We start from the raw sequence: 23112 nt of genomic DNA on the forward strand, positions 1-23112 counted from the left end.
CGATTGAGGGATAACAGGGTACTAAGGAAAGGAGGATGCACGTGTTAAGGAACTCCTTCGAGCTTGCGCGGGAACTTACCTGTTCGTTAACGGAAATGACAGGTGTTTCCGGGTATGAACAGGGCTTAAAAACAACACTTCAGGATATTTTTGTGCCACTATCGACAGAGACTTTCTCTGATTTTATCGGCAATTTCTATGCGGTTAAAAAAGGAGAACACAGCGGGAAACATTCCGTAATGCTTGCTGCCCATATCGACGAGATCGGATTGATGATCACCCATATTGATGAAAGAGGATTTTTACACTTTGTCACGCTCGGCGGAATTGACCAGAGAACCTTGCTTTACCAGGAAATCCTGGTACACGGAAAGGAAGAGCTGCGGGGCGTAGTTTGCCTGGGATCTTCCCACAAGGACAGCAAAAAACAGCAGACCCTCGATATAGAGGATCTGGTGATCGATATCGGTTTTAATGATGCAGCGGCAGTTCAAATGGTCAAACCGGGAGATATCGCCAGCATCAAAAGATGCCCACTGCATCTGCTCAACGACAGAATATCCGGCAAAGCGCTTGACGACAGAGCTGGAGTCGCAGTACTGGCTGTATGCCTGAACGAACTGATGGGTATGAAACATCAGCATGATGTGGTAGCGGTCGCTACGGTTCAGGAAGAAGTGGGTTTAAGAGGAGGGCTTACCAGCTCAGAGCGACTTCTGCCGTCGCTGGCAGTTGCCGTTGATGTGACGCATGCCCAAACGCTGGATACCAAAAGTCAGGTTTCCGCTGAACTGGCGAAAGGACCGGTGATCAGTCTCGGTCCGAATATCCATCCCTGGGTCTACGCCAGGCTCTCCGACAGTGCACAGCAGAACAGGATTGCCTGTCAGCGGCAGGCGGTCCCCGGGGCAACAGGCACCGATGCCAGAGTAATTCAGCTGACCGGTTATGGTATACCGACCGGGCTGGTCTCCATACCTCTCCGGTATATGCATACGTCCGTCGAGACGGCCTCGCTGCAGGATATTGTTGAATGCGGCAAGCTGCTGGCGTATTTCATTGCGTCGTTGCCGGAAGAATTGGAGGAACTCTAACATGCTGTTAAAAGAATTATCTGAACTTAACGGCGTATCCGGTAATGAAAAGACTGTCAGGGATTTTATTCTGGAACATCTTAAATACCGACTCCAGGAAAAGTTAAATTCCTGCAGGACGGATCAAATCGGAAATCTACTGATAGAGAAAAAAGGGATTGAAAAAGGTTCCGGTGAAAAAATGCCAAAAGTCCTGGTTTGTGCCCATATGGATGAAATCGGCCTGATGGTTACGGAAATTACTGCGGATGGCTATCTGAAGTTTCAGACTGTCGGCGGTATTGAACCGGGGATCCTGATAGCTAAGACTGTCGTATTCAGCGGCGGTCTGCAGGGCGTCATCGGTTTGAAAGCTGTTCATTTACAGAAAACGGAGGAAAGAAAAAAAATCCCAGATGTTGAGGATCTCTACATCGATATCGGGGCATCCTCGAAGGCAGAAGCAGAGAACGTTGTGAAGCTGGGCGATTACGTCACATTCCCAACAATATTTGAAGAGATTGGTTCAGGACTGTACAAAGGAAAAGCTCTTGATGACAGGGTGGGCTGTGCGGCGATCATGGAGCTCTTAGAACAGGATTATCCTTGTGATCTGACAGCCGTATTCACAGTACAGGAGGAGGTCGGCCTGCGCGGATCGAAAGTGGTAAGCAATTATCTTCAGGCTGATCTGGCACTGGTTGTTGAGGCGACACGCGCTGCTGATTTTACTGAATCCGAACGGGAAAACTGGATTGTCACACTAGGAAACGGTCCGGCCTGTTCGCTGATGGATTCCGCAACCGTCTATAAACCTGGACTCGTCCAAAAAGTGATGGCTGCAGCTGCAAAAAATAATATTCCGCTCCAATTCAGACAAGGGGCTGCCGCGGCCAATGATGCAGGAAATATCCATCAGGCCGGTATCGGCATACCTACGATTACACTCAGTGTACCCTGCCGGAATATTCATACCATGAGCTCCATCATTTCAAAGAATGATTATCAGCACTGCGTGCGGCTTCTTCAATGCATTTTAAATGACATTCACGATTTCTTAAATCTTAATATTTCTTAACATAGTCCGAGGGCCACAGTTCGGCGAAAAGCGAAGCTGGATGCGGAGCGCGGCTTTTTGACGGCCACGGATGGCCTAATGTCGCGATGCCATGGATGGCAAGGAGCGACGCGCCAAGGATGGCACAAGAGCCGAAAAGCGGTATTGTGGACCTCAGACTTACCCGAGAAAATACGCCTAATGGAATCCCTGATAAGAAGTAGGAGGCTCTTTATGACAGATACAAAACCTTTAGACCCTTTAGATTTCACCTTACTTCAGCAGCTCACCCAGACTTTTGGTCCTTCAGGCCAAGAACACAACGTTGCGGCGCTGATTTTAGACCAGACAAAAAATTATGCGGATACCGCTTATACGGATACACTGGGTAATCTGATTGTCAGAAAAAAAGGCCAGGGAAGGAAAATGATGATTGCCTGCCATATGGATGAAGTCGGCATCATGGTGACCCATATCAATAAGCAGGGCTATCTGTATTTTGCACCGGTTGGCGGTTTACGAGATCATGTTCTGCTCGCGCAGCGCTTTGTTTTTGCCAACGGAGCAGTAGGTGTCGTCAGCCGTGAAGAGAAAAAGAAGCCGGATGAAAATTCACCGGAACGGCTGTTCCTCGATCTTGGAGCAACCAGTGAGCAAGAGGCCAGAACGATGGTCCGGGAAGGCGATATGGCCGTATTCTCCGGAGCTTATCAGGAGACCAAAGACTGTATGATCTCCAAAGCGCTGGATAACCGGGCAGGCTGTTTTATCGCCTTGGAAGTATTGAAAAGAGTCAGCAGCCAGGATGACTTGTACTTTGTGTTTACTGCCCAGGAAGAAGTAGGCGCGCGCGGAGCAAAAACAGCTGCCTACGCGCTGGAACCGGATCTCGCTTTGAATATCGATACGACGTTCAGTTTTGATATGCCCAGGGAATACGAGGTGCCGCGGACTTCTCTGAATAAAGGTATTGCGATTAAAGTGATGGACAGATCGATCGTCGTATCTCCCCAAATTAAAAACTGGATGGCCGAAATCGCCGAACAGCACGAGATACCCTATCAATGGGAAATCATTACAAACGGAGGTACCGATTCCGGCCCGGTTCACCTGACCAAAGGCGGGATCCCTACCGGGGGCCTGGCTGTTCCAGTCCGGCATCTGCATACGCCAGGTGAAATTGCGTCTAAAAACGATATTAGATCCGGTATATCGCTGTTGCTTGCCTTACTTGAATAAGAGAGAGTAGGAATAACATGAAAGATAAAATTAAACAAATCCTGAATCAGGTTCAGGACAGTCAGATTTCAATCGATGAAGGCTTGCAGCAGCTTGAGCAGATGTACAGCTGTGACATGGGCTATGCGCGTTTGGATACTCACCGTCAGTATCGTAAGGGTTTTCCGGAAGCAATCTTTTGTCCGGGCAAAACGACAGACCAAATTGTTCAGATTGCCAAAAAACTGCATGAGGTTTCCGATCAGAACGTACTCGCAACGAGAGCCAGCAGGGAAGTCTATGAGGTCGTCTGCCGGGAGATCCCGTCGGCTGAGTTCAATGAAACCTCCCGCACGATTGTGATCAGAAAAGGGGTTCAACGGTCTGTTGGCAATATCCTCGTTGTGAGTGCAGGTACTTCAGATTTGCCGGTTGCCGAAGAGGCGGCTGTAACCGCGGAAGCTATGGGCAATAAGGTCGAACGCATGTATGATACAGGCGTAGCAGGTCTTCACCGACTATTGTCCCAGTCGGAGCGGCTGCAGCAGGCCAAGGTGCTGATTGTTGTCGCCGGGATGGACGGCGTGCTGCCAAGTGTTGTCGGTGGACTGGTCGCCAGTCCGGTCATCGCGGTCCCAACAAGTGTCGGTTATGGCGCAAATTTTGGCGGACTCGCCCCTTTGCTTACCATGCTGAACAGCTGCTCGGAAGGAATCGGCGTTGTAAATATTGACAACGGCTTTGGAGCCGGGTATCTGGCTTCGCTGATTAATCAGGCGGGAATATAACGAGGCTAAAAAATTAAAAGAATTTATTAATAATTGTGATTAATCTTAGTTTTAAATGGAGGAGAGGAGGGGGAATCATGGGAAGCAGCGAAATGGATATTCTGTTATTCTTTACAATCTATTCTTTTTTAGGCTGGATGCTGGAATCGGGGTTTGCCTGCATCGTCCATGGAAAATTTGTCAACAGGGGCTTTTTAGCCGGATTCTTTTGCCCGCTTTATGGTTTTAGCGCTGTTTTAGTGCTTCTTTCTTCCCAATGGGCGAGTTCCGTCTTTGAAAGCTCACCAGCCGCAGTACTGATCAGTATTTTGATGGCTGCCCTGGTTGTTACCGGATTGGAATATCTGACAGGGTTTCTTCTGGAAAAAATATTTCACTACAAATGGTGGGACTACAGCAATAAAACCGCCAATCTAAAGGGGTATATCTGTCTGGAATATTCTGTACTCTGGGGTTTGCTGGCCTTTGTGCTGCTCCAGTATGTTCATCCGGTCATTTCGGCAAGGGTATTCTTGATACCGGCGGAAGTCAAGGTGTATCTGGTCATTGCGTTTATTGTCTACTTTTTCGCAGATACAGTGAAATCTGTCGGCGATGCGCTGAATCTCAGGGAAGTCATTCTGAATTATGCCAACGTCCCCGTAATCAAATATCGAGAAAAGGTATTGAAATACAAACGGTTTTTCCTGGCTTTTCCACGCCTGATGGTTTTGAATGCGGGTATCATTAACCGTGATGTAAGGAGCATCCTGAATGAAAGGCTTAACAAAATTAAGATCGAACTTAAAGACAGATTCCAGTGATTTCGATGAATACCGGGACTGTATTCAGGAATTGATCATTAACGAAAAACTGTATGTCATGGAGAAGTATATTCATCATAAGCATATTACCTGTCTGGAACACAGCTTTTCCGTGTCCTACACCAGTTTTATGCTTTGCCGTAGACTGGGGCTCGACTTCCGGTCTGCGGCGCGGGGCGGACTCCTGCACGACTTTTTTCTGTATGACTGGCATACGACGAAACCGGAAAAGGGGTTGCACGGATTTACGCATCCGTCAGCTGCCCTGGAAAATGCCGGCAAGTATTTTATTTTGAATGATGTGGAAAAGGACATTATTGTCAAGCATATGTGGCCCTTAACTGTGAAACCGCCGCGCTATACGGAATCGTTTGTTGTCGCCTTCGCAGATAAATACTGCGCACTGTTTGAAATCGTTATTCCAAAAATCGGCGATAGCAAGGAAGGATCATTTAAAAACGCTGATGATCAGCAACCACAATTAGAAAGAAAATGATAAACCAGGATAGTATCTCATTAAGCTATCCTGGTTTTTTTATGCAGTAATCCTTGAAATTTCCTGAAAGATTTGTTTTTTTCTGGGGACGCTATGTTCATATGCAAATTTTCAAAACAAAAATGTGCGAATTAACATTTTGAAGCAGGAATATGTTCATTTACACGGAATATATATGTTTAAATAAACATTTGGAGGATGATATTTATGTCCGTTAAAGTAGCAATCAATGGTTTTGGCAGAATCGGAAGGCTTTGTATGAGAGCTCTCCTTGAATCTTCAGGGGATTTGGAAGTCGTTGCAGTCAATGATCTTGGCAAAGCAGATATGCTGGCGCATTTGCTGAAATATGATTCTACCCACGGTACACTGCCTTACGATGTTATCGTCGAAGATGGTGTGATGAAGGTCAAAGGAAGCACCATAAAACTTCTGGCCGAAAAGAACCCGGAAGAGCTACCCTGGAAAGAAATGGGCATCGATGTCGTGATTGAATCGACCGGAAGATTTGTGGACAGGGAAGGCGCAGGTAAACACCTGAAAGCAGGCGCTAAAAAGGTTGTGATTTCGGCACCCGGTAAAGATGAAGATATCACGATTGTGATGGGTGTCAATGACGATAAATATGATCCGGCCAAACATCATATCATTTCCAACGCTTCTTGTACCACCAACTGCCTGGCTCCTGTTGCGAAAGTGATTATGAAAGAATTTGGCATCGAGCAGGGAATGATGACAACAACGCACTCCGTAACCAATGACCAGAGAATTCTAGACTTTGAGCATTCCGACTGGCGCAGAGCCAGAGCTGCATTCCAATCAATGATCCCGACAACCACAGGAGCGGCAAAAGCCGTGGCCCTTGTTTTGCCAGAACTCAAAGGAAAGCTGAATGGTCTGGCAGTAAGAGTCCCGACACCGAATGTGTCTTTGGTCGATTTTGTTGTGAATGTCAGCAAAGTGACGACGAAGGAAGAAGTCAATGCCAAGCTTAAACAGGCTGCAGAAGGTGAGCTTAAAGGAATCCTTTCCTATAACGAACTGCCCCTTGTTTCGAGCGATTATAACGGCAATAACGCCAGTTCGATCGTTGACGGACTGTCCACAATGGTTATCGGCGATAAGATGGTCAAAGTCCTGGCCTGGTATGACAATGAATCCGGCTATTCGAACAGGGTGGTCGATGTGATCAAGATGATGGCTGCCCGTGGGCTTTAATTAATATCTTGGGTAAATAACATTTTTAGTATCTCGGGCCTGTCTGCATGCCACAATTCCGCTTCCAGCCGTTGTGTCCTCCTTGACACAAAAGGCTGCGCTACGCATCCTGCTTCGCTTGACGCTGGAATTGTGGCACGCAGACAAAATCTGGAGTAATGTAGATGAATCTTTGCATGACAGTTATTTTTCGTAGGCAAATTAAGTATGTCGCTGTTAGCCAAATTCAGCAAGAGAGGGCGATATGATGCGAAGAACCAAGATCATTTGTACGATCGGTCCCGCCAGTGAGCATCCGGAAAAGATTAGACAGCTGATTCAGTCCGGCATGAATGTGGCCAGACTTAACTTTTCTCACGGCAGTCATGAGACGCATGGAAAAACAATTGTGAACCTCAAGACTGCTGCAGAACAAACCGGTGTTAATCTGGGGATCCTGCTGGATACCAAAGGTCCGGAGATTCGTACAGGCTTGGTTCCTGAGCAAGGGGTCCATCTGGAAAATGGAAGCAACTTTATGCTTGATCAGGATGAAAGCCTTGGTTCTGCGGAGCGGGTCTTTGTGACCTATCCGGATCTCTGGACCGAGGTTGTGCCCGGAAATCATATTCTGCTGAGTGATGGGCTGCTTGACCTGGAAGTCGCCTCAGCTGCAAATGGACAAATCACGACGATCGTCAGAAACGGGGGCCTGCTAAAATCCCAAAAAGGGGTCAATGTTCCCGGCGCCAGCATTCAGCTGCCGGCCCTCACACTGAAAGATATCGAAGATATTCAGTTCGGGCTGCGAAACGGGATTGATTTTATCGCGGCTTCCTTTACCCGCAAGGCTTCGGATATTCTGGAAGTGCGGAAAGTCGTCGAGGAAGCGAACGCTGCGGTAAAGATTATCGCCAAGATCGAAAGTCATGAAGGTATACGTAATATCGACAGTATTTTGGAAGTTGCCGACGGTATTATGGTAGCCCGGGGAGACCTTGGCGTGGAAATCCCGGTGGAAGAAGTCCCAATTTATCAAAAAGAGATTATTTGCAAATGCAATGCGTTGGGCAAAACAGTCATCGTAGCGACGCAGATGCTGGAATCGATGACGCACCAACCGCGTCCGACCAGAGCAGAAGCAAGTGATGTCGCCAATGCCATTTTAGACGGCACGGACGCGATCATGCTCTCTGGTGAGACTGCAGCCGGTGAATTTCCGGTCGAAGCGGTACAAACAATGGATAAAATAGCGCACAAGGCTGAAGGGATATTTTTTAAGACCAGTGCCCCGTTGGAAAAAGGACGCAATATTGCCGACGCGATCGGTCATGCCAGTTATACCATAGCAGCGGATCTGAACGCGGCCGCAATCATTACGCCGACCCAGTCCGGCAAAACAGCCAGAATGATTTCCCGTTACCGGCCGAAGTCTCTGATCATCGCAACAACGCCTTATCCCGAAGTAGCGAGAAGCCTGACCCTCAGCTGGGGTGTTCATACCATCATTGTCTCGGAAAGTACAGGAACGGACCAACTGCTTTCCGTTGCCGTGACAAGATCTTTGGATCAGAAATTGATTCAAACCGGCGATGTTGTGGTGCTGACTGCGGGTGTCCCAGTCGGCAAAGTTGGCACGACCAATCTGATCAAAGTCCAGGCGGTCGGGAATGTGCTGGTAAGAGGTACCGGGATCGGACGAAGAGCTTATTCGGGAAAAGCAAGCAAAGTTAGCGATCCGGAAAAATTCAGCCAAGGAGATATTCTTATAGCCCCTTTCACGGATGCCGAGCAGCTTCCGGTTATGGCGAAAGCCGGTGCAGTTGTGATTGAACGCGGAGGACTGACTTCACATGCGGCTATTGTCGCTTTGGAATATGGAATTCCGGCAATCGTCGGAGCGGATGACGCTGTACAGAAGATTCAGGAAGGTGTTTTAATTACTGTAGACGCCTTGTCTGGTGTTGTCTATGAGGGTTCCGTTGCAATACTATAAACAAAGAACTGGCAGATCTAATACCTTGTCATACTTAAATAAACTTTAATATGGCAATATAGCATGAAATGCATATGTAAAGCTGGAGGTGGGTAGTTGACAGCAGGCAGACAGGAAAAAATCAGATATTTGCTCCAAAAACACGGGCATTTGACGGTAGCGGAACTGGCTGCTGAGTTTAATGTTTCCGAAATGACCATACGCCGTGATCTTAAACAACTTGCTTTGATGGGCTTGATTCAGCGGGAACACGGCAAAGCCGTTTATCCTCAAAACCCTCAAATTAAAAATACCGTTTTTACCACCCGGCTTGGCGAAGCCCAAAGTGAAAAGCTTAGCATTGGCCGAGTAGCGGCTGCTCTGATTAATGAAGGAGAATCCGTGATTCTGGATTCTGGAACGACGACGCTGTCGATTGCGCTCGCCCTTGACATAAAATGCACGGTTGTAACGAATTCCCTTGCCGTTGCCGAAATTCTCAGTATGCGTGAAGATATCACGACTGTCCTAACAGGCGGGGAAGTGCAAAGCACGACCTATTCGCTGCTGGGTCCGATGACTAGGGAAAACCTGGATGGTTTCTACGCGGATAAACTGTTTCTGTCGGCGACAGGCATCAGCACGGAAAAAGGTCTTTCGACATCGAGCATGATCGAATCCGAAGTCAAACAGGCCATGATTACTTCGGCCAGGGAAGTTATTCTTGTCGCTCACAGCGCGAAACTCGGTCACATTCTCTACCATACGTTTGCCAAATGGGAAAAGGTAAATAAGTTTATCACCGATGCCGGGGCATCTCCGGAGCAAATTGATAAAATCGAGCAATACGGTGTAGAAGTCATTATTGCTTCTCCTAAAGTATTGCTTCCATAATTCAGCCTTAGCGTTCTTTACACGTTGGCCCTGAAAATTGCTTATGGTAATATAAAATGATTGCCCATTGCAGTCATTTTTTTTTATAAGCCAGAAGGGAACTTGTCCTTCGTTGTAGAAAATTATATAGCAGTTCAGAATTCGGGAGGAAATTAATGAATCAGCCACAATTCTTTGCAGGACAAAAACTTAATTTTACGACAAACTCCGAATTGTTTCACGACATCTATACTGCAGAAATAAAGAATGTATTCCCTGACCGCTTGGAATTGGCAATCACTTTACATAAAGGTTATCTGCTGCTGATCCCGATTGGTACCGTGATACGCTGGCTGGTTTCCGATTCGAGAACCGTCCTTACATCCGAAGTGATTTCCCGGCAGCCTGCTCAGCAGAGCTGGTGCGTTACGATTCCAACTGTCCAGAGACAGCAAAAAAAATCCAGAGTCATTGCGATCGGCAGCGGTAAGGGCGGAGTTGGTAAAACTTCACTCACCATCAATTTGAGTATGGCTTTAAGCCAGCTTGGTAAAAGAGTTATTATCCTTGATGCCGATATTGGGATGGCCAATGTCGAATTATTGTTGAAATTGAATAATCCGCTGAACCTTACCCATGTCCTGAAAGGAGAGTGCACCTTAAAGGACATTCTGACTCCCGGCCCGGGAGGAATTAAGCTTCTGCCGGGTTCAAGCGGTATTTCATCGTTAACAAATCTCAGTCCTCTTCAGTTTAACCGTATCATATCCGGATTTGCGGATCTGGAAGGTGAATGTGATATCTTTCTGATCGATACCGGAGCGGGTATTTCGGAAGTCGTACTTAAATTTTTGGAGGCGGCGGATGACCTGTTGCTGATTACCACCACAGAACCGCACGCGATGATGGATACATACGGACTGACCAAAGCGCTGGCGTACCGCAATTCGAATATCCGTCCTTACCTGGTGATCAATCGCTGTGAAGATGAAGCCGAAGCGATAAAGTGCTGTGAAACATTTAAGAAAGCTTCGTCCAAGTATCTCAAGCTGCAGCCGGAACTGCTTGGCTGGATTTATGATGACAAAAAAGTCACAAAATCCTTAAAGAGTCAAAACCCCTTATTTTTATCCCAGCCTAATTCGGAATATGCAGTTCAGGTCCTCAGTATCGCCAAAACGCTTCTTGGGAAAAGAGTCACCCATGAAAGGTCCACGGGAATCTTGTCCTTTATCAATAAAATTAAAAGAAATTTTGCCTAGAATATAAGGAATTTCTCAAGGAATAAACGTGTGCGTCAATGAATTGGAAAATTCCTGTATTTTCTTAAGGCTTAATTAATGGTATGATATAGCAGTGTACGAATGACAAGCCAAGGGGGGCGAGAATGATTAGTAGAAAGATAAACAAAAATTATCTGGACAAAATCATACAAAAATTTAAAAAAGTGAATACTGCAGAGGCTTTGGCTAAGCAAGCGAAAAGAATAAAATTTGGCGTCGTGAACTTAGCAAATAAAATCGAATATAAAGAAATTTTTTCGAAGACAGCAGCAAAGATTAAAAATATTTCCTGGAAATCTCCAAAGACGATCGGGATCACCGCGCTGGCTTTGGCAGTGATTTTCAGTGGTTGTTTTTATTTTAGCGCGACAACTCCGGCAGTAGGTATTGTTGTAAACGGTAAAAACATTGGTTATGCAGCAAGTAAGTCTGAGGCTAAACAACTGGTTCAAGAGATTCTTACCCAGCAGGGGAGCGCAGCTGGAACCGTTGCTCAGACCAGCGATACCATAGAATATAAAAGTCTAAGATTAAAGAATGAAGATTATACCGGGCCGGTGTCTAAAGATGTTTTGGCAAATGCCATTAAGCCGTATGTCGATGGCTTTGGGTTACAGGTGAATGGCAAAGTCGTGGTTGCTTTAGCCAACGAACAAGATATCAATACTTTGTTGAAAAAGTATGAGGATTATCAGACGAAGCCTTCGAAAAATAATACTGTTTCTTTAGTCAAAATTGTCGAACCGGTCTCCAAAATTGCATCAAAGGTTCATCCGAGTGAAGTCAAGACAGTTGATGCTGCTTTGGAAATCTTGGTTAAAGGCGATGTGGCAGAAACCACGTATACCATTCAAGAAGATGATTCTTTATGGCTGATTGCCCGTAAGAACAATATGCTGACAGACGAAGTGATTGCTGCTAACCCGGGATTTACTGAAGACTCAGTAATTCAGCCGGGACAGAAAATCAAGCTGGTTCAAACAAAGCCTTACCTTACAGTACGAAGTGAAGGTACGAAAGTAGTCAGTGAGATTGTTCCGTTTGATGTGGTTTCCAAGACGGACAGCAGTATCGGCTACGGCAAGAGTATCATTAAGCAGGCTGGTAAAGATGGTGAAAAGGCCGTTACATATTCGTATGTTGAGGAAAATGGTAAAATGATCGAAAAGCAGGTTGTCAAGGAAGAAGTCGTCAGTAAACCTGTAAATCAGATTGTTGCCAAAGGTCCTGGCCGCTCAATTGTCTATGTGGGGACATCCCGCGGATCGGGCAGTATCTCCGGTTTAAGCTGGCCCATCAGCGGAGGCATTACCTCCTATTATGGTTCTCGACATGGAAGCTTCCATACTGGAATCGACATTGATGGAGTTACCGGCCAGCCCTATTATGCAGCAGCTTCCGGCACCGTTGTGGAAGCAGGATGGGATGGCGGATATGGATACTGCATCATGATCGATCATGGTAATGGCGTATCTACCCGGTATGGTCACTCATCCAAACTGTTTGTCAGTGTCGGACAAACTGTATCGAAAGGCCAAAACATCGGTAATGTAGGCTCAACCGGCAATTCAACAGGATCACACCTGCATTTTGAAGTAATCATTAACGGCAGTACTGTAAATCCTTTGAACTATCTCTAAAACAGGAATAAAATAGCGCTTGGACAAGCGCTATTTTTTTTAAACTGTCTAAGTCTATCAGAAAAACTTGACAAACAGGATGTAATTGGTAGGATTATTTATAGTATCATTTTTTGGATGGAGTGATAGCATGCCATTTCAGATCGTAGTAGACAGCGCTTCAGATATTCCGAGAGATCTAGCTGAAAAGCTTGGGATTGTTGTTGTCCCGATGCCGGTTAATATTGATGGGGTCACCTATGCAGAAGGAATCGATATTTTTCCGGAAAAATTCTATGCTGACTTCAAAGACTATAAAGAACTCCCGAAGACTTCGCAGCCTAATTTGAATCTCTTAAAGGGTGCCTACGAAAAAGTGTTGGCTGAAGGTAAAGAAGTTATTGCCATACACCTGTCTTCCGGCTTAAGTTCAACTTGTCAAACGGCAGTGATGGTGCGGGAAATGTGCAGCGTTTCGGAGAGAATACATATCATCGACAGCCTTGGTGCATCTTTGGGATTTGGGCTGCAGGCCATACTTGCGTCAGAAATACTGAAGCATACCGATACCTGGCAGGAGATTGAACCGCAAATCATGGAGATTAAAAATAGAATGCGGTACATTTTTACCATTGATACGCTGGAGTACCTTGTGAAAGGCGGAAGATTAAGCAAAACCGCCGGATTCGTCGCCGGACTTTTGGATGTCAAACCGATCCTGCACATGAATACGGAAGGAAAAATTGACGTATTCAACAAAGTCAGATCCAGAAAAGCGGCGATCCGCAAGCTCATCGAAATCATGAAAAATGAAATAGTCGAAGCAGAAAAGCAAGTGATCGGGATTTCTCATTCGGCATGTCTGGAAGAAGCCGAAGCCCTGGCTGAAGAAATTAAAAATACACTGCAGGTCAAAGACGTAATTATTAGTGATATTGGCTGTGTTGTAGGCAGTCATGTCGGACCGGGAACTCTGGCGCTGTATTATCAGTCCGTTTCGAAGATGTAATAAACCGGGTAGGTCTAAAGGCCACAATACCACTTTCCGGCCTTTTGCGTCCTCCTTGACGCAAAAGGCCGCGCTTCGCAATACTGCTACGCTCACAGCGGAACTGTGGCCTTCAGACTGATCATAAGTTTTATAAGTAAGTCTTCATAGCAACAGTTTTTATCTGCATAAATATTATATGAACGCTTTCAAGCAGAGGATTGATTGAATATATGTCGAACAAAATGAATAAGAAAGTGTGTACGATTTCGTATGGCTGTCAAATGTCCGAGCGGGATGCCGAGACCTTGACGGCCATTTCGGAAAAAAACGGGTACGAGCGTACCGACAACCCTGAACAGGCCGATTTGGTTATCATTAATACCTGTTGTGTCAGAGAAAGCGCAGAAAATAAAATTATTGGCAAAATCGGTCAATTAAAAAATCTAAAAGAAAAAAAACCGCAGCTTAAGATTGCGGTTGCCGGATGCATGATCCAACAGCCCGGCCTGCTGGAAAAACTGCAAAAAAAGGCCTCTCATGTTGATATCTGGACAGGGACCTTTGATCATCATCAATTTGAAGATTTGCTGAAAACAGCGGATCAGGGCGGCAAAGCCTCACTTGTTTCCGAGGCTGCCTGTGAAACCACTGAGGTTGTTCCTTTAGCTGAAAAAGGAAAGCTTCGTACCAATGTCAACATCATGTATGGCTGTGACAATTATTGTGCCTATTGCATTGTTCCTTATGTCAGGGGAAGAGAACGCAGCCGTCCGATGGACGTCATTCTGGACGAAATCAGGACACTTGTCGAAAATGGCTGCCGTGATGTTACCTTGCTTGGCCAGAATGTCAATTCCTACGGGAAAAAAGACGGTTTTGCCTATGATTTTTCCGATTTACTGAATGAAATCGATAAAATTGAAGGGCTTTACCGAATCCGGTTTATGACCTCTCATCCCAAAGATTTCAGTGATAAGCTGATCGAAACGGTAGCCCGCGGCGAGCATATCTGTGAACACTTCCATCTGCCATTCCAGGCCGGAAGCAATCAAGTGCTGACGGCGATGAATAGAGGGTATACCAGGGAATATTACCTGGAAAGAATTGCGCGTATTCTGGAAATTGTACCCGAGGCCCGATTGACAACCGATATTATTGTTGGGTTTCCCGGGGAAACGGAAGAAGATTTTGAACTGACGCTTGAGCTTGTCAATACAGTGCCTTTCAACCAGGCCTTTACCTTTATGTTTTCCAAACGATCCGGGACGGCGGGGGCGTTGCTTCCGGATCAGGTTCCGCTCGACATCAAGAAGAACCGTCTGCAGCGCCTGATGGTGCTTCAAAATTCTCAGAGTCTGAGTTGGCGCCAGAAAATGATTGGCAACCGCTATGAAATTCTGGTGGAAGGACCCAGCAAGTCGGATTCTAAATATTTAACAGGCCGTACCAGAGGAAATGAGATTGTTGTATTTGAAAGCAGGGAGGACTTGGTTGGTTCACTTGTTTCGGTTACAATCAGATCTGCAAATTCCTGGACGCTTTTTGGGGAGCTAAGTGAACCATGAATACACCCATGCTGCAGCAATATCAAAAGATAAAGAACAGGGTACCGGATACGATCCTGTTTTTCAGGCTTGGCGATTTTTATGAAATGTTTGGCCAGGATGCCGAGACCGCTGCTCCAGTTCTGGAAATTGTGCTAACGGCACGGGACGCAGGCAAGGGCCAGAAAATACCCATGTGCGGAGTTCCGCATCATGCGGTGGACGGTTATCTTCTGAAATTGGTCGCTGCTGGATTTAAAGTTGCCATTTGTGAACAAATGGAAGATCCTCAAGCCAGTAAAGGGATTGTCAAAAGAGATATTGTCCGGATTGTGACGCCGGGTACGCTGGACAATATCAGTTCGGAAACAAAGAACAACTATTTAGCGTGTGTCTATAAGGAGAAAACGTGGGCGCTCGCTTATCTCGACATCACAACGGGTGATTTCCGGATCATGGAAACGCCGTCCATTCAAATACTGCAGGCAGAATTAAACCGTATTGCACCCTCAGAACTTATCCTGCCCAAGGACATTGCGATGCTGTCCAAGCTATTTACGGATTATTATCTGACAGCGATCGAAAAAAATTTGTTCCTGAGGACGGCTGAACTTCGTGAAAGATTTAAGGAGCAGGCAGAGCTTTTGCAGCAAATGCCGGTTGCCTGTAAAGCTGCCGCCGGACTCTGGCAGTATATCAGTCAGAATATCCCCAACTCGGGACAGGAACATATCCTGCGCATTTCAGTGAGCCAAAGCAGCACGGCAATGGTTCTCGACAAATGGACCAGAAGAAATCTTGAGCTTGTTGAATCACTGCGGACCAGCGATGAGAAGGGGACCTTATTTTCCACCCTGAATTTAACCAAAACGGCCTTTGGTGCTAGACTGCTCAGAAATTGGGTGCAGCAACCCTTACGCGATCCTGAAAGCATTAATGAACGGCTGGCTTCCGTCGAAGAGTTAACACGGAATACTTTTTTACGCCAAGATATACAAAAAGCTTTGACAACAGTGTATGACCTGGAAAGGCTGCTTGGAAAGCTGTCCCTCGGCAAAGCAAGTCCCCGGGATCTGCTGGCGCTGGGCAGCACGTTATCCTGCCTGCCCAAGGTCAGAGATTGCATCACTGACAACGATTCTCAAAAATTGGCTAAATATCTGCCGTCCCTGGCAGGACTTGATGACCTTGCGCAGGAACTGCTTGCGGCCATAAACCCTGAAGCACCGTACTCACCGAAAGATGGAAATATTATTCAGAACGGCTATTCCGCAGAAATTGATAGTTTAAGGGCGATATCGTCCGGTGGCAAAGAATGGATTGCCCGCCTCGAAAACCAGGAAAGAGAACGCACCAAAATCCGTTCGTTGAAGATCGGCTTTAATAAGAACTTTGGGTACTTTATTGAAATCACCAATGCGAATGCTCATTTGATTCCGGATGATTATCAGCGAAAACAGACGCTGGTTAATGCCGAGCGATTCATCACCCCGGAATTAAAGGAATACGAGCAGCGCGTCCTGACTGCGCAGGACAAACTCAGCGATCTCGAATATCAGCTGTTTTCTGTGCTTCGGGACAAGGTTCTAGCTTGTTCGCTGCTGATCATTAACGCGGCCCAGTCGCTGGCCGAAATCGATGTTTTTGTATCCTTGGCCGGAACCGCTATTCAGAACAATTATGTCAAACCGGAAATACGTTCCGATGGGATCATTCATATTGTTGAGGGACGGCATCCGGTTGTGGAAAGAATCTGTGATACGTTTGTTCCGAATGATACCTATCTTACCCGTAATAAACACCTTGCACTGATTACCGGCCCCAATATGGCCGGGAAATCGACCTATATGCGCCAGGTAGCACTGATCGTTTTAATGGCCCAGATCGGCAGCTTCGTGCCGGCTCAGAAGGCCGCCATTTCGATCGCCGACTGTATTTTTACCCGGGTAGGAGCCGCCGATAACCTGGCAGCAGGGCAAAGTACATTTATGGTCGAAATGAACGAAGTCGCCCATATCCTCAAAAATGCCACGGCGGACAGTCTGATTATTCTGGACGAAGTCGGTAGGGGAACAGCCACGTTTGACGGTCTCAGTCTGGCCTGGGCCATTGCCGAATATCTGGTTGAAAACACCAACATTAAAGCCAAAACATTATTTGCGACACATTACCACGAGCTAACCGAATTAGAAGAACGTTATCCTGAAGTTTTTAATCTGCATGTGGCTGTTAGGGAACAGGGGGACGATGTTGTTTTCCTGCATAAAATACTTCCCGGCAAAGCTGACCGGAGCTATGGCCTTCATGTGGCGAAAATTGCCGGCCTTCCGCCTCATCTCTTAAAAAGGGCGGCTATCATTCTCGGTGAGCTCGAAAATTCCCCGACCCAGCGCAAGATAGTGAAAGCTGTTGACGCCAATATGCTGCAGCCATCACTGTTTGATACCCAGAGCACGCATCCGATCTTCAAGGAGCTTGAAGAACTCGATCTGGATAATCTTGCACCGCGTCAGGCGATGGATTACCTCTATGATCTGGTCAGCCGCGTTAAGGCGACCAAGATTATTTAACAGTATTTCTGTGTGTTATTGTGTGATATCTTAATGAGACCTTCTGCATTCTAATGTTATGTGGCCTTTTCGAAAACGAAAAATCCCTGTATGTGGCCTGTCTGTGGGCCACAATACCGCTTTCGGCCGTTGCGCCCTCCGTGGCGCAAAAGGCCGCGCTGCGCACTCCATGCTCCGCTTGTCGCGGAACTGTGGCCCACAGACTGATTATAAGCATGTTAGGGTCGTACGCTTATCAGAATATGCTTTAATGTAGATTTCCTTTTATGAATAATATCTTAGCTTTGAGATATGCATAATAGCCTTATACATAATCTATCGTGATACATACACGAATATATCCTGACGCATCTGATAATGTTTGCTCAAACCCAGAACCCAGCTCTTCAAGTCTCATTAGAAAGGATAGCATGCAAAAACTTGAAACAATACATAATTTGATAATAATACTGATTGCGCAGACCAACCCCATACAAAAATGATTTGAGCAATAAACACATATATAAACTATTTACACAAACATGTATCGAATAAATGACACAGATTAATGCTTTTTAGAAGGAGGAGATAACAATGGCCAGCCTTATTGGCATCGATGTGGGCGGAACATTTACCGATGCTGTCATGATCACAAATGGCGTGATCGAGCGCAAGGGTAAAATCCCGACCAATCAGGATGACATTCTGAATACAATCATCAGCGCCCTGGATTATCTCCAAATTTCCAAGGCTAAAAACATCGAAACGATCACCGTCAGTACGACGCTTGTAACGAACGCGATTATGCAAAAAGACCTGCCTGAGGTCGAACTGATCCTTTTCCCGGGGACCGGCATGAAGCTTTCCTCATTGCCATGGCCGGTGGATTACAGTGTTTTGACCGGTGTTTTGGATTATCGGGGAAGGGTCGTTGTGCCAGCGGATCAATCAGAGTGGCAGACGCTTGCTGAAAAATTGAACAAACAGTCTGTTAAGCCACTTACGGCCATTGTCAGCAAATTCTCCCATCGCAACAATGTCTTTGAGGAGCAGCTGGCGGCATATTTGCATCGAGAGGTGCCCGGAATTACAACGGCTCTGGGAAGTCAGTCCGGGCAGGCCAATTTCTACCGCAGAAGTCTGACGACTTATCTGAACCTGGCCGCAACAGAATTGTTTCAGAATTTTGCTTATCAGTTGAAGATGGCGGTTGAGGCAAGGGGATGCCGGGCGCCGATCCGGGTGCTAAAGGCGGATGGCGGGGTCTTGCCGCTGGCAAAGATCAGACCGGTTGAGTCGATTTACTCCGGACCGGCGGCAAGTGTACTTGGAACGCTCGCCCAGAGCAATCCGGAGGAATCCTATGTCGTTGTCGATATCGGCGGAACCACGACTGATATAGGGCTGGTATTATCCGGATCTCCGTTAATCAGCACCCACGGCGCGCAGATCGGACCCTTCCTGACGAATGTCCGCTCGCTGGCTGTACGTTCAGTCTCGATTGGAGGGGATTCAGCTGTCTGTCTGGATCAGGGAGAGGTTATGCTGGCCGAGTACCGCTTAGGTCCTGCCTACTGCATAGGAGGAATCAGCCCGACACCTACGGATGCGCTGCGCTACCTGAATCTGACGGATTACGGTGATCTGCAGCGGGCTGAAGAAGCGCTTGGCATGCTCCTGCCCGAGAACCAAAGAACAGCATCTGATCTGCGCCGGACAGCAGAGATCATCGTTGAGAAAATGGTTGAAAAAATTGCTCGGGCCATTGAGCAGCTGCTAGAGGAATGGAAAACCGAGCCGGCCTATAAGGTCTGGGAAGTCATCCATCATCATGATGATTTTAAATTCTATATCCAGCTCAGCGGAGGAGGAGCACCGGGGCTTGAAGCAGCGCTGGAGGACCGGATGAAGCTGCGGACGGTTCTGACAGAATTCTCGGAAGTCTCGAATGCGATCGGAGCAGCGATGGCTAAACCAACCTTTTCCTGGACGCTCCACCTGGATACGAAGTTCTCCATTTACAGGATAGAGGAAACCGGGGAGCAGGGTATTTGGACCGGACCCAAAAAACCCCATCGGGAAGTAGAAGATTTTTTGAAAGAATTAGCGCAAAAACAGGCAGTCGGTCTTGGAATAGAAACAGACGACCTGGAGAAAGAGATCTTTGATTACTTTCCGCTGGTTGAGAATTATCATACGGTCGGCCAGATTGTCAAAGGTGCGATGCATGTTCCGCCGGGAGTCATTGGGAGGATACGGTCATGAACAAGACAGGAATTATCTTTTTTCCGGCTTTTGACTGGTCTCTTGGGGAATTCCATCCGGAACGGGAAGAACGCTTGCTTTATACCCAGGAACAGATCTTTGAAGAAGGGATCATGGATCTTCCCCAGGTCAGGCAATACTCTCCCGGGGTGGCGGATCTCTTTGATGTTTTACGAACCCAGGCGATTTTTCCGGATCTCCAGCAGCATAATCTCGATGCCCATCTGATCGCTGTTGGAAGTTCGCTGGTTCTGGGCAACGCGCTGATGAAAAAGGAAATTACGAACGGCTTTGCGCTGGTGCGCCCGCCTGGCCATCATTCCGGAGCGACAGTCTGGGGAAACAGAGGATTCTGCACCCTGAATAATGAAGCTATTTTAATTAATGTCCTTCGGGCCAAATACGGCATCAAAAAGATTGCCGTCATTGATACGGATGTTCATCACGGTGACGGGACGCAGGATATTTTTTATCATGATCCGAATGTCTTATATATATCGATCCATCAGGACGGCAGAACCATATTTCCCGGAACCGGATTTACGGAAGAAAAAGGCGGGCCGAATGCCTGGGGATCGGTACTGAATATCCCGCTTCTGCCGGGAGTTGGTGATGAAGGTTTCCTCTATGCGCTGGAAAACTGGATTATGCCTGCAGTGGAAGCATTTAAACCGGATCTGATCATCAATTCCGCCGGACAGGACAACCATTTCACGGATCCGTTGGCTTCGATGAATGTAACGGCCAGAGGCTATGGCAAAATCACTGAAATGATCAAGCCCGATCTTGCAGTATTGGAAGGCGGATACGCGATTGAAGGTGCGCTGCCTTATATCAATATGGCTATTTTCCTGGCGCTGGCCGGAGAAGATTATTCCGGGGTGGTGGAGTCGCAGAAACCTCAGAATACTGAAATTGGCGGTGATACGATCCGCTCTTTTCTGACCGATCTGAAAAGAACGAATAAGGCTGTCCGGCCTTCCTGGGTTTTCCGTAAAGAACAGTTTCTGCCGGCAGGTGACTGGGTATATTCCGAAAAAAGTATTTATTATGATACGGATGGATTTAAAGAAAACCGCAAGGAATACATCCGCAAATGCAGTCATTGCGGGGGAACGGTGCTGATGATATCCCAAAAAACGTCGGCTTTTCAAAAAGCGGTGCTTGCCAGAATTCCGTTTGAAGCATGTCCCGATTGCGAACAGGCTGGATACGATCTGGCAGAGACTTTTAAGAAATTGGAAAAGACCGTTCTACTGCAAAATCAATTGAGAGATCAAGTCCATTTATGGAGGGACGGCAGGGAGGTGAATCCATTTGGCGGCTAGAATTAAGCTCCTTGAGGAGCATTGCATCAATCAAATTGCAGCCGGCGAGGTTGTGGAAAGGCCTCTTTCCGTAGTCAAAGAACTGGTTGAAAACGCACTGGATGCCGGTGCCCGAAAAATAGATATCAGTATAGAGGGTGGAGGTACAGCGCTAATCAGAGTGAAAGACGACGGCGCCGGAATTCTGGCCGAAGATTTGCGTCTGGCAGTTCTTCCGCATGCTACCAGTAAAATATCAGCAATTACAGACCTCGATGACCTCAGAACATTGGGATTTCGCGGAGAAGCGCTGCCGAGCATCGCCTCGGTATCCAAATTGAGTATTATGACGCGGACACCGGATGATGTTGCAGGTCAGGAATTAAAAGTTGAGGGCGGCACGTTCCTTTCCATGACGGAAATCGGATGCCCGCCGGGTACAGTCGTAACTGTCAAAGACTTGTTTTATAATACACCGGCCAGACACAAGTTCCTGCGTTCAGCCGTTACGGAGTTTGGCTGGATTTCCGACATGGTCGGCAGACTTTCCCTAGCCAGACCTGATGTTGCTTTTTCCCTGCGTCACCCGAATAATATCTTACTGCATACGCCTGGAAACGGCAGTCTTATCGAGGCCATAGCAGCCGTCAGTGGCAATGATGCTGCCCGTAAAATGCTGCCGATATCCTACCAGGATGAAAGCCTTGAGATTTTCGGTTATGTCAGCATGCCGGAGCATGTCAGGTCGTCACGCAGCGGTCTTACCTTTTTTGTTAACGGCAGGGTGATCCGTTCCCAGTTAATGAATCAGGCCATTAAAGACGGTTATCATACGCTGATTCCCGCCAATACCTATCCGGTATGTGTTATTTCGCTGAACCTGCCTCCTTCGGATTATGACGTGAATGTCCATCCCGCCAAACTGGAAATCAAATTTAAAGAAGAAAAAGAATTGAGCAGGAAGATTACGGAGGTTATCCAGAAAAACCTTCTGGACAGTTTTCCAATGCGGAAATATTCCTTTACGGGAAAAACAAGGGCCTCAGAATCGGCTCCGTCTGAATCCAGTCCGTCTCACTGGGAACAACTCAAGATATTATACCGGCCGCTGGAACCGAATAGGTCAGATCAAAGCTCTCCGGCGTACGATAGTGATATACCAATCATCCCCAAAACTCAGTCTTTCAGAGATGTAGAGAAGATAAAAGAACATCATTACCCATACCTTAAAGAACAACTGTCTGAACCACAGTCAGACCAGACGGACTACATTTCTGACAGATTATCCGGGGGTATACCAGAAAGTATACCTGATCGGGTTCCAGAGCGCACTCCCGACACGATTTCTGATCGTAATCCAGAGATTGCCTCAGACCGCGATCGTGGGCGCATCACCGACAATATTTCGAAGATCTTCCCGGACGAAATGACTGAAGTATCTCACACTTCGCAGCAGGATAAGGAAACCGTCTCGAAATTCCTGGAACTGAAAGCTGTTGGACAAGTCTTTCATATGTATATTCTTGCTGCAGACGACAAGAATCTGTATATTATAGACCAGCACGCAGCCCATGAACGGATCAGATACGAAAGCCTGCTCCGACTTGCCAAACGAAGCGAAGCGGCAAGCCAGCTCCTTTTGATTCCGGAAACGGTAGAACTTACAGTTCAGGAGGAGCAGATCCTGCTTGCGCATTTTGACGAACTACATGGAATGGGCTTCATTTTTGAACACTTCGGAGACAGGACGTACTTTTTGCGGGGGGTTCCGCTGCTGGAGAACCTGGAATCACCGGGGAAGATGTTCAAGGCCTTTATCGATGAAATCCTGAACACATCTTTTTCTCCATCCTTGGAGAAGCTTCTGGAAGAGTGGATCATGATGCTGGCCTGCAGGTCGGCTGTCAAAGGCAAAGAGCGCTTAATGGTTCAGGAGATGGATGAGATCATACAAAAGTTGGGCAGAGCAGATAATCCTTACTCCTGTCCCCATGGCCGCCCTACGATCATTCAGATATCCGAGAAAGAACTCAATCATAAGTTTGAGAGGGAATGAAAAGAATTTAATTTCGAA

General features: G+C 46.9%; 17 protein-coding genes. All 17 read left to right on the top strand.

All coding sequences use genetic code 11. From position 1 onward, the window contains the following. Positions 1-35: 35 nt before the first annotated feature. The 17 genes from DHBDCA_RS02900 (at position 36) to mutL (ending at position 23094) form a co-directional block, all read left to right on the top strand. Complete coding sequence (locus DHBDCA_RS02900) at positions 36-1094, top strand: M20/M25/M40 family metallo-hydrolase (protein ID WP_034378292.1); 1059 nt, start codon at positions 36-38, stop codon at positions 1092-1094. Between the two features lies 1 nt (position 1095). Then, the gene (locus DHBDCA_RS02905) at positions 1096-2151 is read left to right on the top strand and encodes a M42 family metallopeptidase (RefSeq protein ID WP_015042660.1); all 1056 of its coding nucleotides are present in this window, start codon (positions 1096-1098) and stop codon (positions 2149-2151) included. Between the two features lie 213 nt (positions 2152-2364). Beyond that, complete coding sequence (locus DHBDCA_RS02910) at positions 2365-3369, top strand: M42 family metallopeptidase (RefSeq protein ID WP_015042661.1); 1005 nt, start codon at positions 2365-2367, stop codon at positions 3367-3369. Between the two features lie 17 nt (positions 3370-3386). Continuing rightward, entirely contained in the window at positions 3387-4136 is a 750-nt protein-coding gene (larB, locus tag DHBDCA_RS02915; RefSeq protein ID WP_015042662.1) for a nickel pincer cofactor biosynthesis protein LarB, read from the top strand. A 77-nt stretch (positions 4137-4213) separates the two neighbouring features. Beyond that, positions 4214-4939 (top strand): putative ABC transporter permease, encoded by a 726-nt coding sequence (locus tag DHBDCA_RS02920; RefSeq protein ID WP_015042663.1) that lies wholly within the window; start codon positions 4214-4216, stop codon positions 4937-4939. Next, on the top strand, positions 4890-5435 hold the full coding sequence (locus DHBDCA_RS02925; protein WP_015042664.1) for an HD domain-containing protein: 546 nt from the start codon (positions 4890-4892) through the stop codon (positions 5433-5435). Before DHBDCA_RS02920 ends, DHBDCA_RS02925 begins: the two co-directional genes overlap by 50 nt. 207 nt (positions 5436-5642) lie before the next feature. After that, a complete protein-coding gene (gene gap / locus DHBDCA_RS02930) occupies positions 5643-6653 on the top strand; it encodes a type I glyceraldehyde-3-phosphate dehydrogenase (RefSeq protein ID WP_015042665.1) in 1011 nt (336 codons plus the stop codon). 247 nt (positions 6654-6900) lie between these two features. Continuing rightward, positions 6901-8628 (top strand): pyruvate kinase, encoded by a 1728-nt coding sequence (gene pyk / locus DHBDCA_RS02935; RefSeq protein ID WP_034378302.1) that lies wholly within the window; start codon positions 6901-6903, stop codon positions 8626-8628. Between the two features lie 96 nt (positions 8629-8724). After that, positions 8725-9501: a DeoR/GlpR family DNA-binding transcription regulator gene (locus tag DHBDCA_RS02940; protein ID WP_015042667.1), complete on the top strand. Its 777-nt coding sequence runs from the start codon at positions 8725-8727 to the stop codon at positions 9499-9501. 155 nt (positions 9502-9656) lie between these two features. Beyond that, positions 9657-10742: a MinD/ParA family protein gene (locus DHBDCA_RS02945; RefSeq protein ID WP_015042668.1), complete on the top strand. Its 1086-nt coding sequence runs from the start codon at positions 9657-9659 to the stop codon at positions 10740-10742. Between the two features lie 125 nt (positions 10743-10867). Then, positions 10868-12403 (top strand): peptidoglycan DD-metalloendopeptidase family protein, encoded by a 1536-nt coding sequence (locus tag DHBDCA_RS02950; RefSeq protein WP_015042669.1) that lies wholly within the window; start codon positions 10868-10870, stop codon positions 12401-12403. A gap of 130 nt (positions 12404-12533) precedes the next feature. Then, positions 12534-13391, top strand: coding sequence for a DegV family protein (locus tag DHBDCA_RS02955; protein WP_015042670.1), 858 nt, complete (start codon positions 12534-12536; stop codon positions 13389-13391). Positions 13392-13603: 212 nt separating this feature from the next. Next, complete coding sequence (gene miaB, locus DHBDCA_RS02960) at positions 13604-14938, top strand: tRNA (N6-isopentenyl adenosine(37)-C2)-methylthiotransferase MiaB (RefSeq protein WP_015042671.1); 1335 nt, start codon at positions 13604-13606, stop codon at positions 14936-14938. Then, a complete protein-coding gene (gene mutS, locus DHBDCA_RS02965; RefSeq protein WP_015042672.1) occupies positions 14935-17487 on the top strand; it encodes a DNA mismatch repair protein MutS in 2553 nt (850 codons plus the stop codon). The genes miaB and mutS overlap by 4 nt, the downstream gene beginning before the upstream one ends. 573 nt (positions 17488-18060) lie before the next feature. Next, positions 18061-19731, top strand: a complete 1671-nt coding sequence (locus DHBDCA_RS02970) for a hydantoinase/oxoprolinase family protein (RefSeq protein ID WP_015042673.1) — start codon at positions 18061-18063, stop codon at positions 19729-19731. After that, positions 19728-21059 carry a histone deacetylase family protein gene (locus DHBDCA_RS02975; RefSeq protein WP_015042674.1) on the top strand — a complete coding sequence of 444 codons (1332 nt, stop codon included), beginning with the start codon at positions 19728-19730 and terminating at the stop codon, positions 21057-21059. The genes DHBDCA_RS02970 and DHBDCA_RS02975 overlap by 4 nt, the downstream gene beginning before the upstream one ends. Next, positions 21049-23094, top strand: coding sequence for a DNA mismatch repair endonuclease MutL (gene mutL, locus DHBDCA_RS02980; protein WP_015042675.1), 2046 nt, complete (start codon positions 21049-21051; stop codon positions 23092-23094). The genes DHBDCA_RS02975 and mutL overlap by 11 nt, the downstream gene beginning before the upstream one ends. Positions 23095-23112: the final 18 nt, after the last annotated feature.

Origin of the sequence: Dehalobacter sp. DCA (assembly GCF_000305775.1) — a bacterium.
GTDB classification, from domain to species: Bacteria; Bacillota; Desulfitobacteriia; order Desulfitobacteriales; family Syntrophobotulaceae; genus Dehalobacter; species Dehalobacter alkaniphilus.

What these genes read in the sequence shown, in the direction of transcription:
- DHBDCA_RS02900 (WP_034378292.1), top strand. Translation starts at nt 36, where the DNA reads ATGCACGTGTTAAGGAACTCCTTCGAGCTTGCGCGGGAACTTACCTGT.
- DHBDCA_RS02905 (WP_015042660.1), top strand. Translation starts at nt 1,096, where the DNA reads ATGCTGTTAAAAGAATTATCTGAACTTAACGGCGTATCCGGTAATGAA.
- DHBDCA_RS02910 (WP_015042661.1), top strand. Translation starts at nt 2,365, where the DNA reads ATGACAGATACAAAACCTTTAGACCCTTTAGATTTCACCTTACTTCAG.
- larB (WP_015042662.1), top strand. Translation starts at nt 3,387, where the DNA reads ATGAAAGATAAAATTAAACAAATCCTGAATCAGGTTCAGGACAGTCAG.
- DHBDCA_RS02920 (WP_015042663.1), top strand. Translation starts at nt 4,214, where the DNA reads ATGGGAAGCAGCGAAATGGATATTCTGTTATTCTTTACAATCTATTCT.
- DHBDCA_RS02925 (WP_015042664.1), top strand. Translation starts at nt 4,890, where the DNA reads ATGAAAGGCTTAACAAAATTAAGATCGAACTTAAAGACAGATTCCAGT.
- gap (WP_015042665.1), top strand. Translation starts at nt 5,643, where the DNA reads ATGTCCGTTAAAGTAGCAATCAATGGTTTTGGCAGAATCGGAAGGCTT.
- pyk (WP_034378302.1), top strand. Translation starts at nt 6,901, where the DNA reads ATGCGAAGAACCAAGATCATTTGTACGATCGGTCCCGCCAGTGAGCAT.
- DHBDCA_RS02945 (WP_015042668.1), top strand. Translation starts at nt 9,657, where the DNA reads ATGAATCAGCCACAATTCTTTGCAGGACAAAAACTTAATTTTACGACA.
- DHBDCA_RS02950 (WP_015042669.1), top strand. Translation starts at nt 10,868, where the DNA reads ATGATTAGTAGAAAGATAAACAAAAATTATCTGGACAAAATCATACAA.
- DHBDCA_RS02955 (WP_015042670.1), top strand. Translation starts at nt 12,534, where the DNA reads ATGCCATTTCAGATCGTAGTAGACAGCGCTTCAGATATTCCGAGAGAT.
- miaB (WP_015042671.1), top strand. Translation starts at nt 13,604, where the DNA reads ATGTCGAACAAAATGAATAAGAAAGTGTGTACGATTTCGTATGGCTGT.
- mutS (WP_015042672.1), top strand. Translation starts at nt 14,935, where the DNA reads ATGAATACACCCATGCTGCAGCAATATCAAAAGATAAAGAACAGGGTA.
- DHBDCA_RS02970 (WP_015042673.1), top strand. Translation starts at nt 18,061, where the DNA reads ATGGCCAGCCTTATTGGCATCGATGTGGGCGGAACATTTACCGATGCT.
- DHBDCA_RS02975 (WP_015042674.1), top strand. Translation starts at nt 19,728, where the DNA reads ATGAACAAGACAGGAATTATCTTTTTTCCGGCTTTTGACTGGTCTCTT.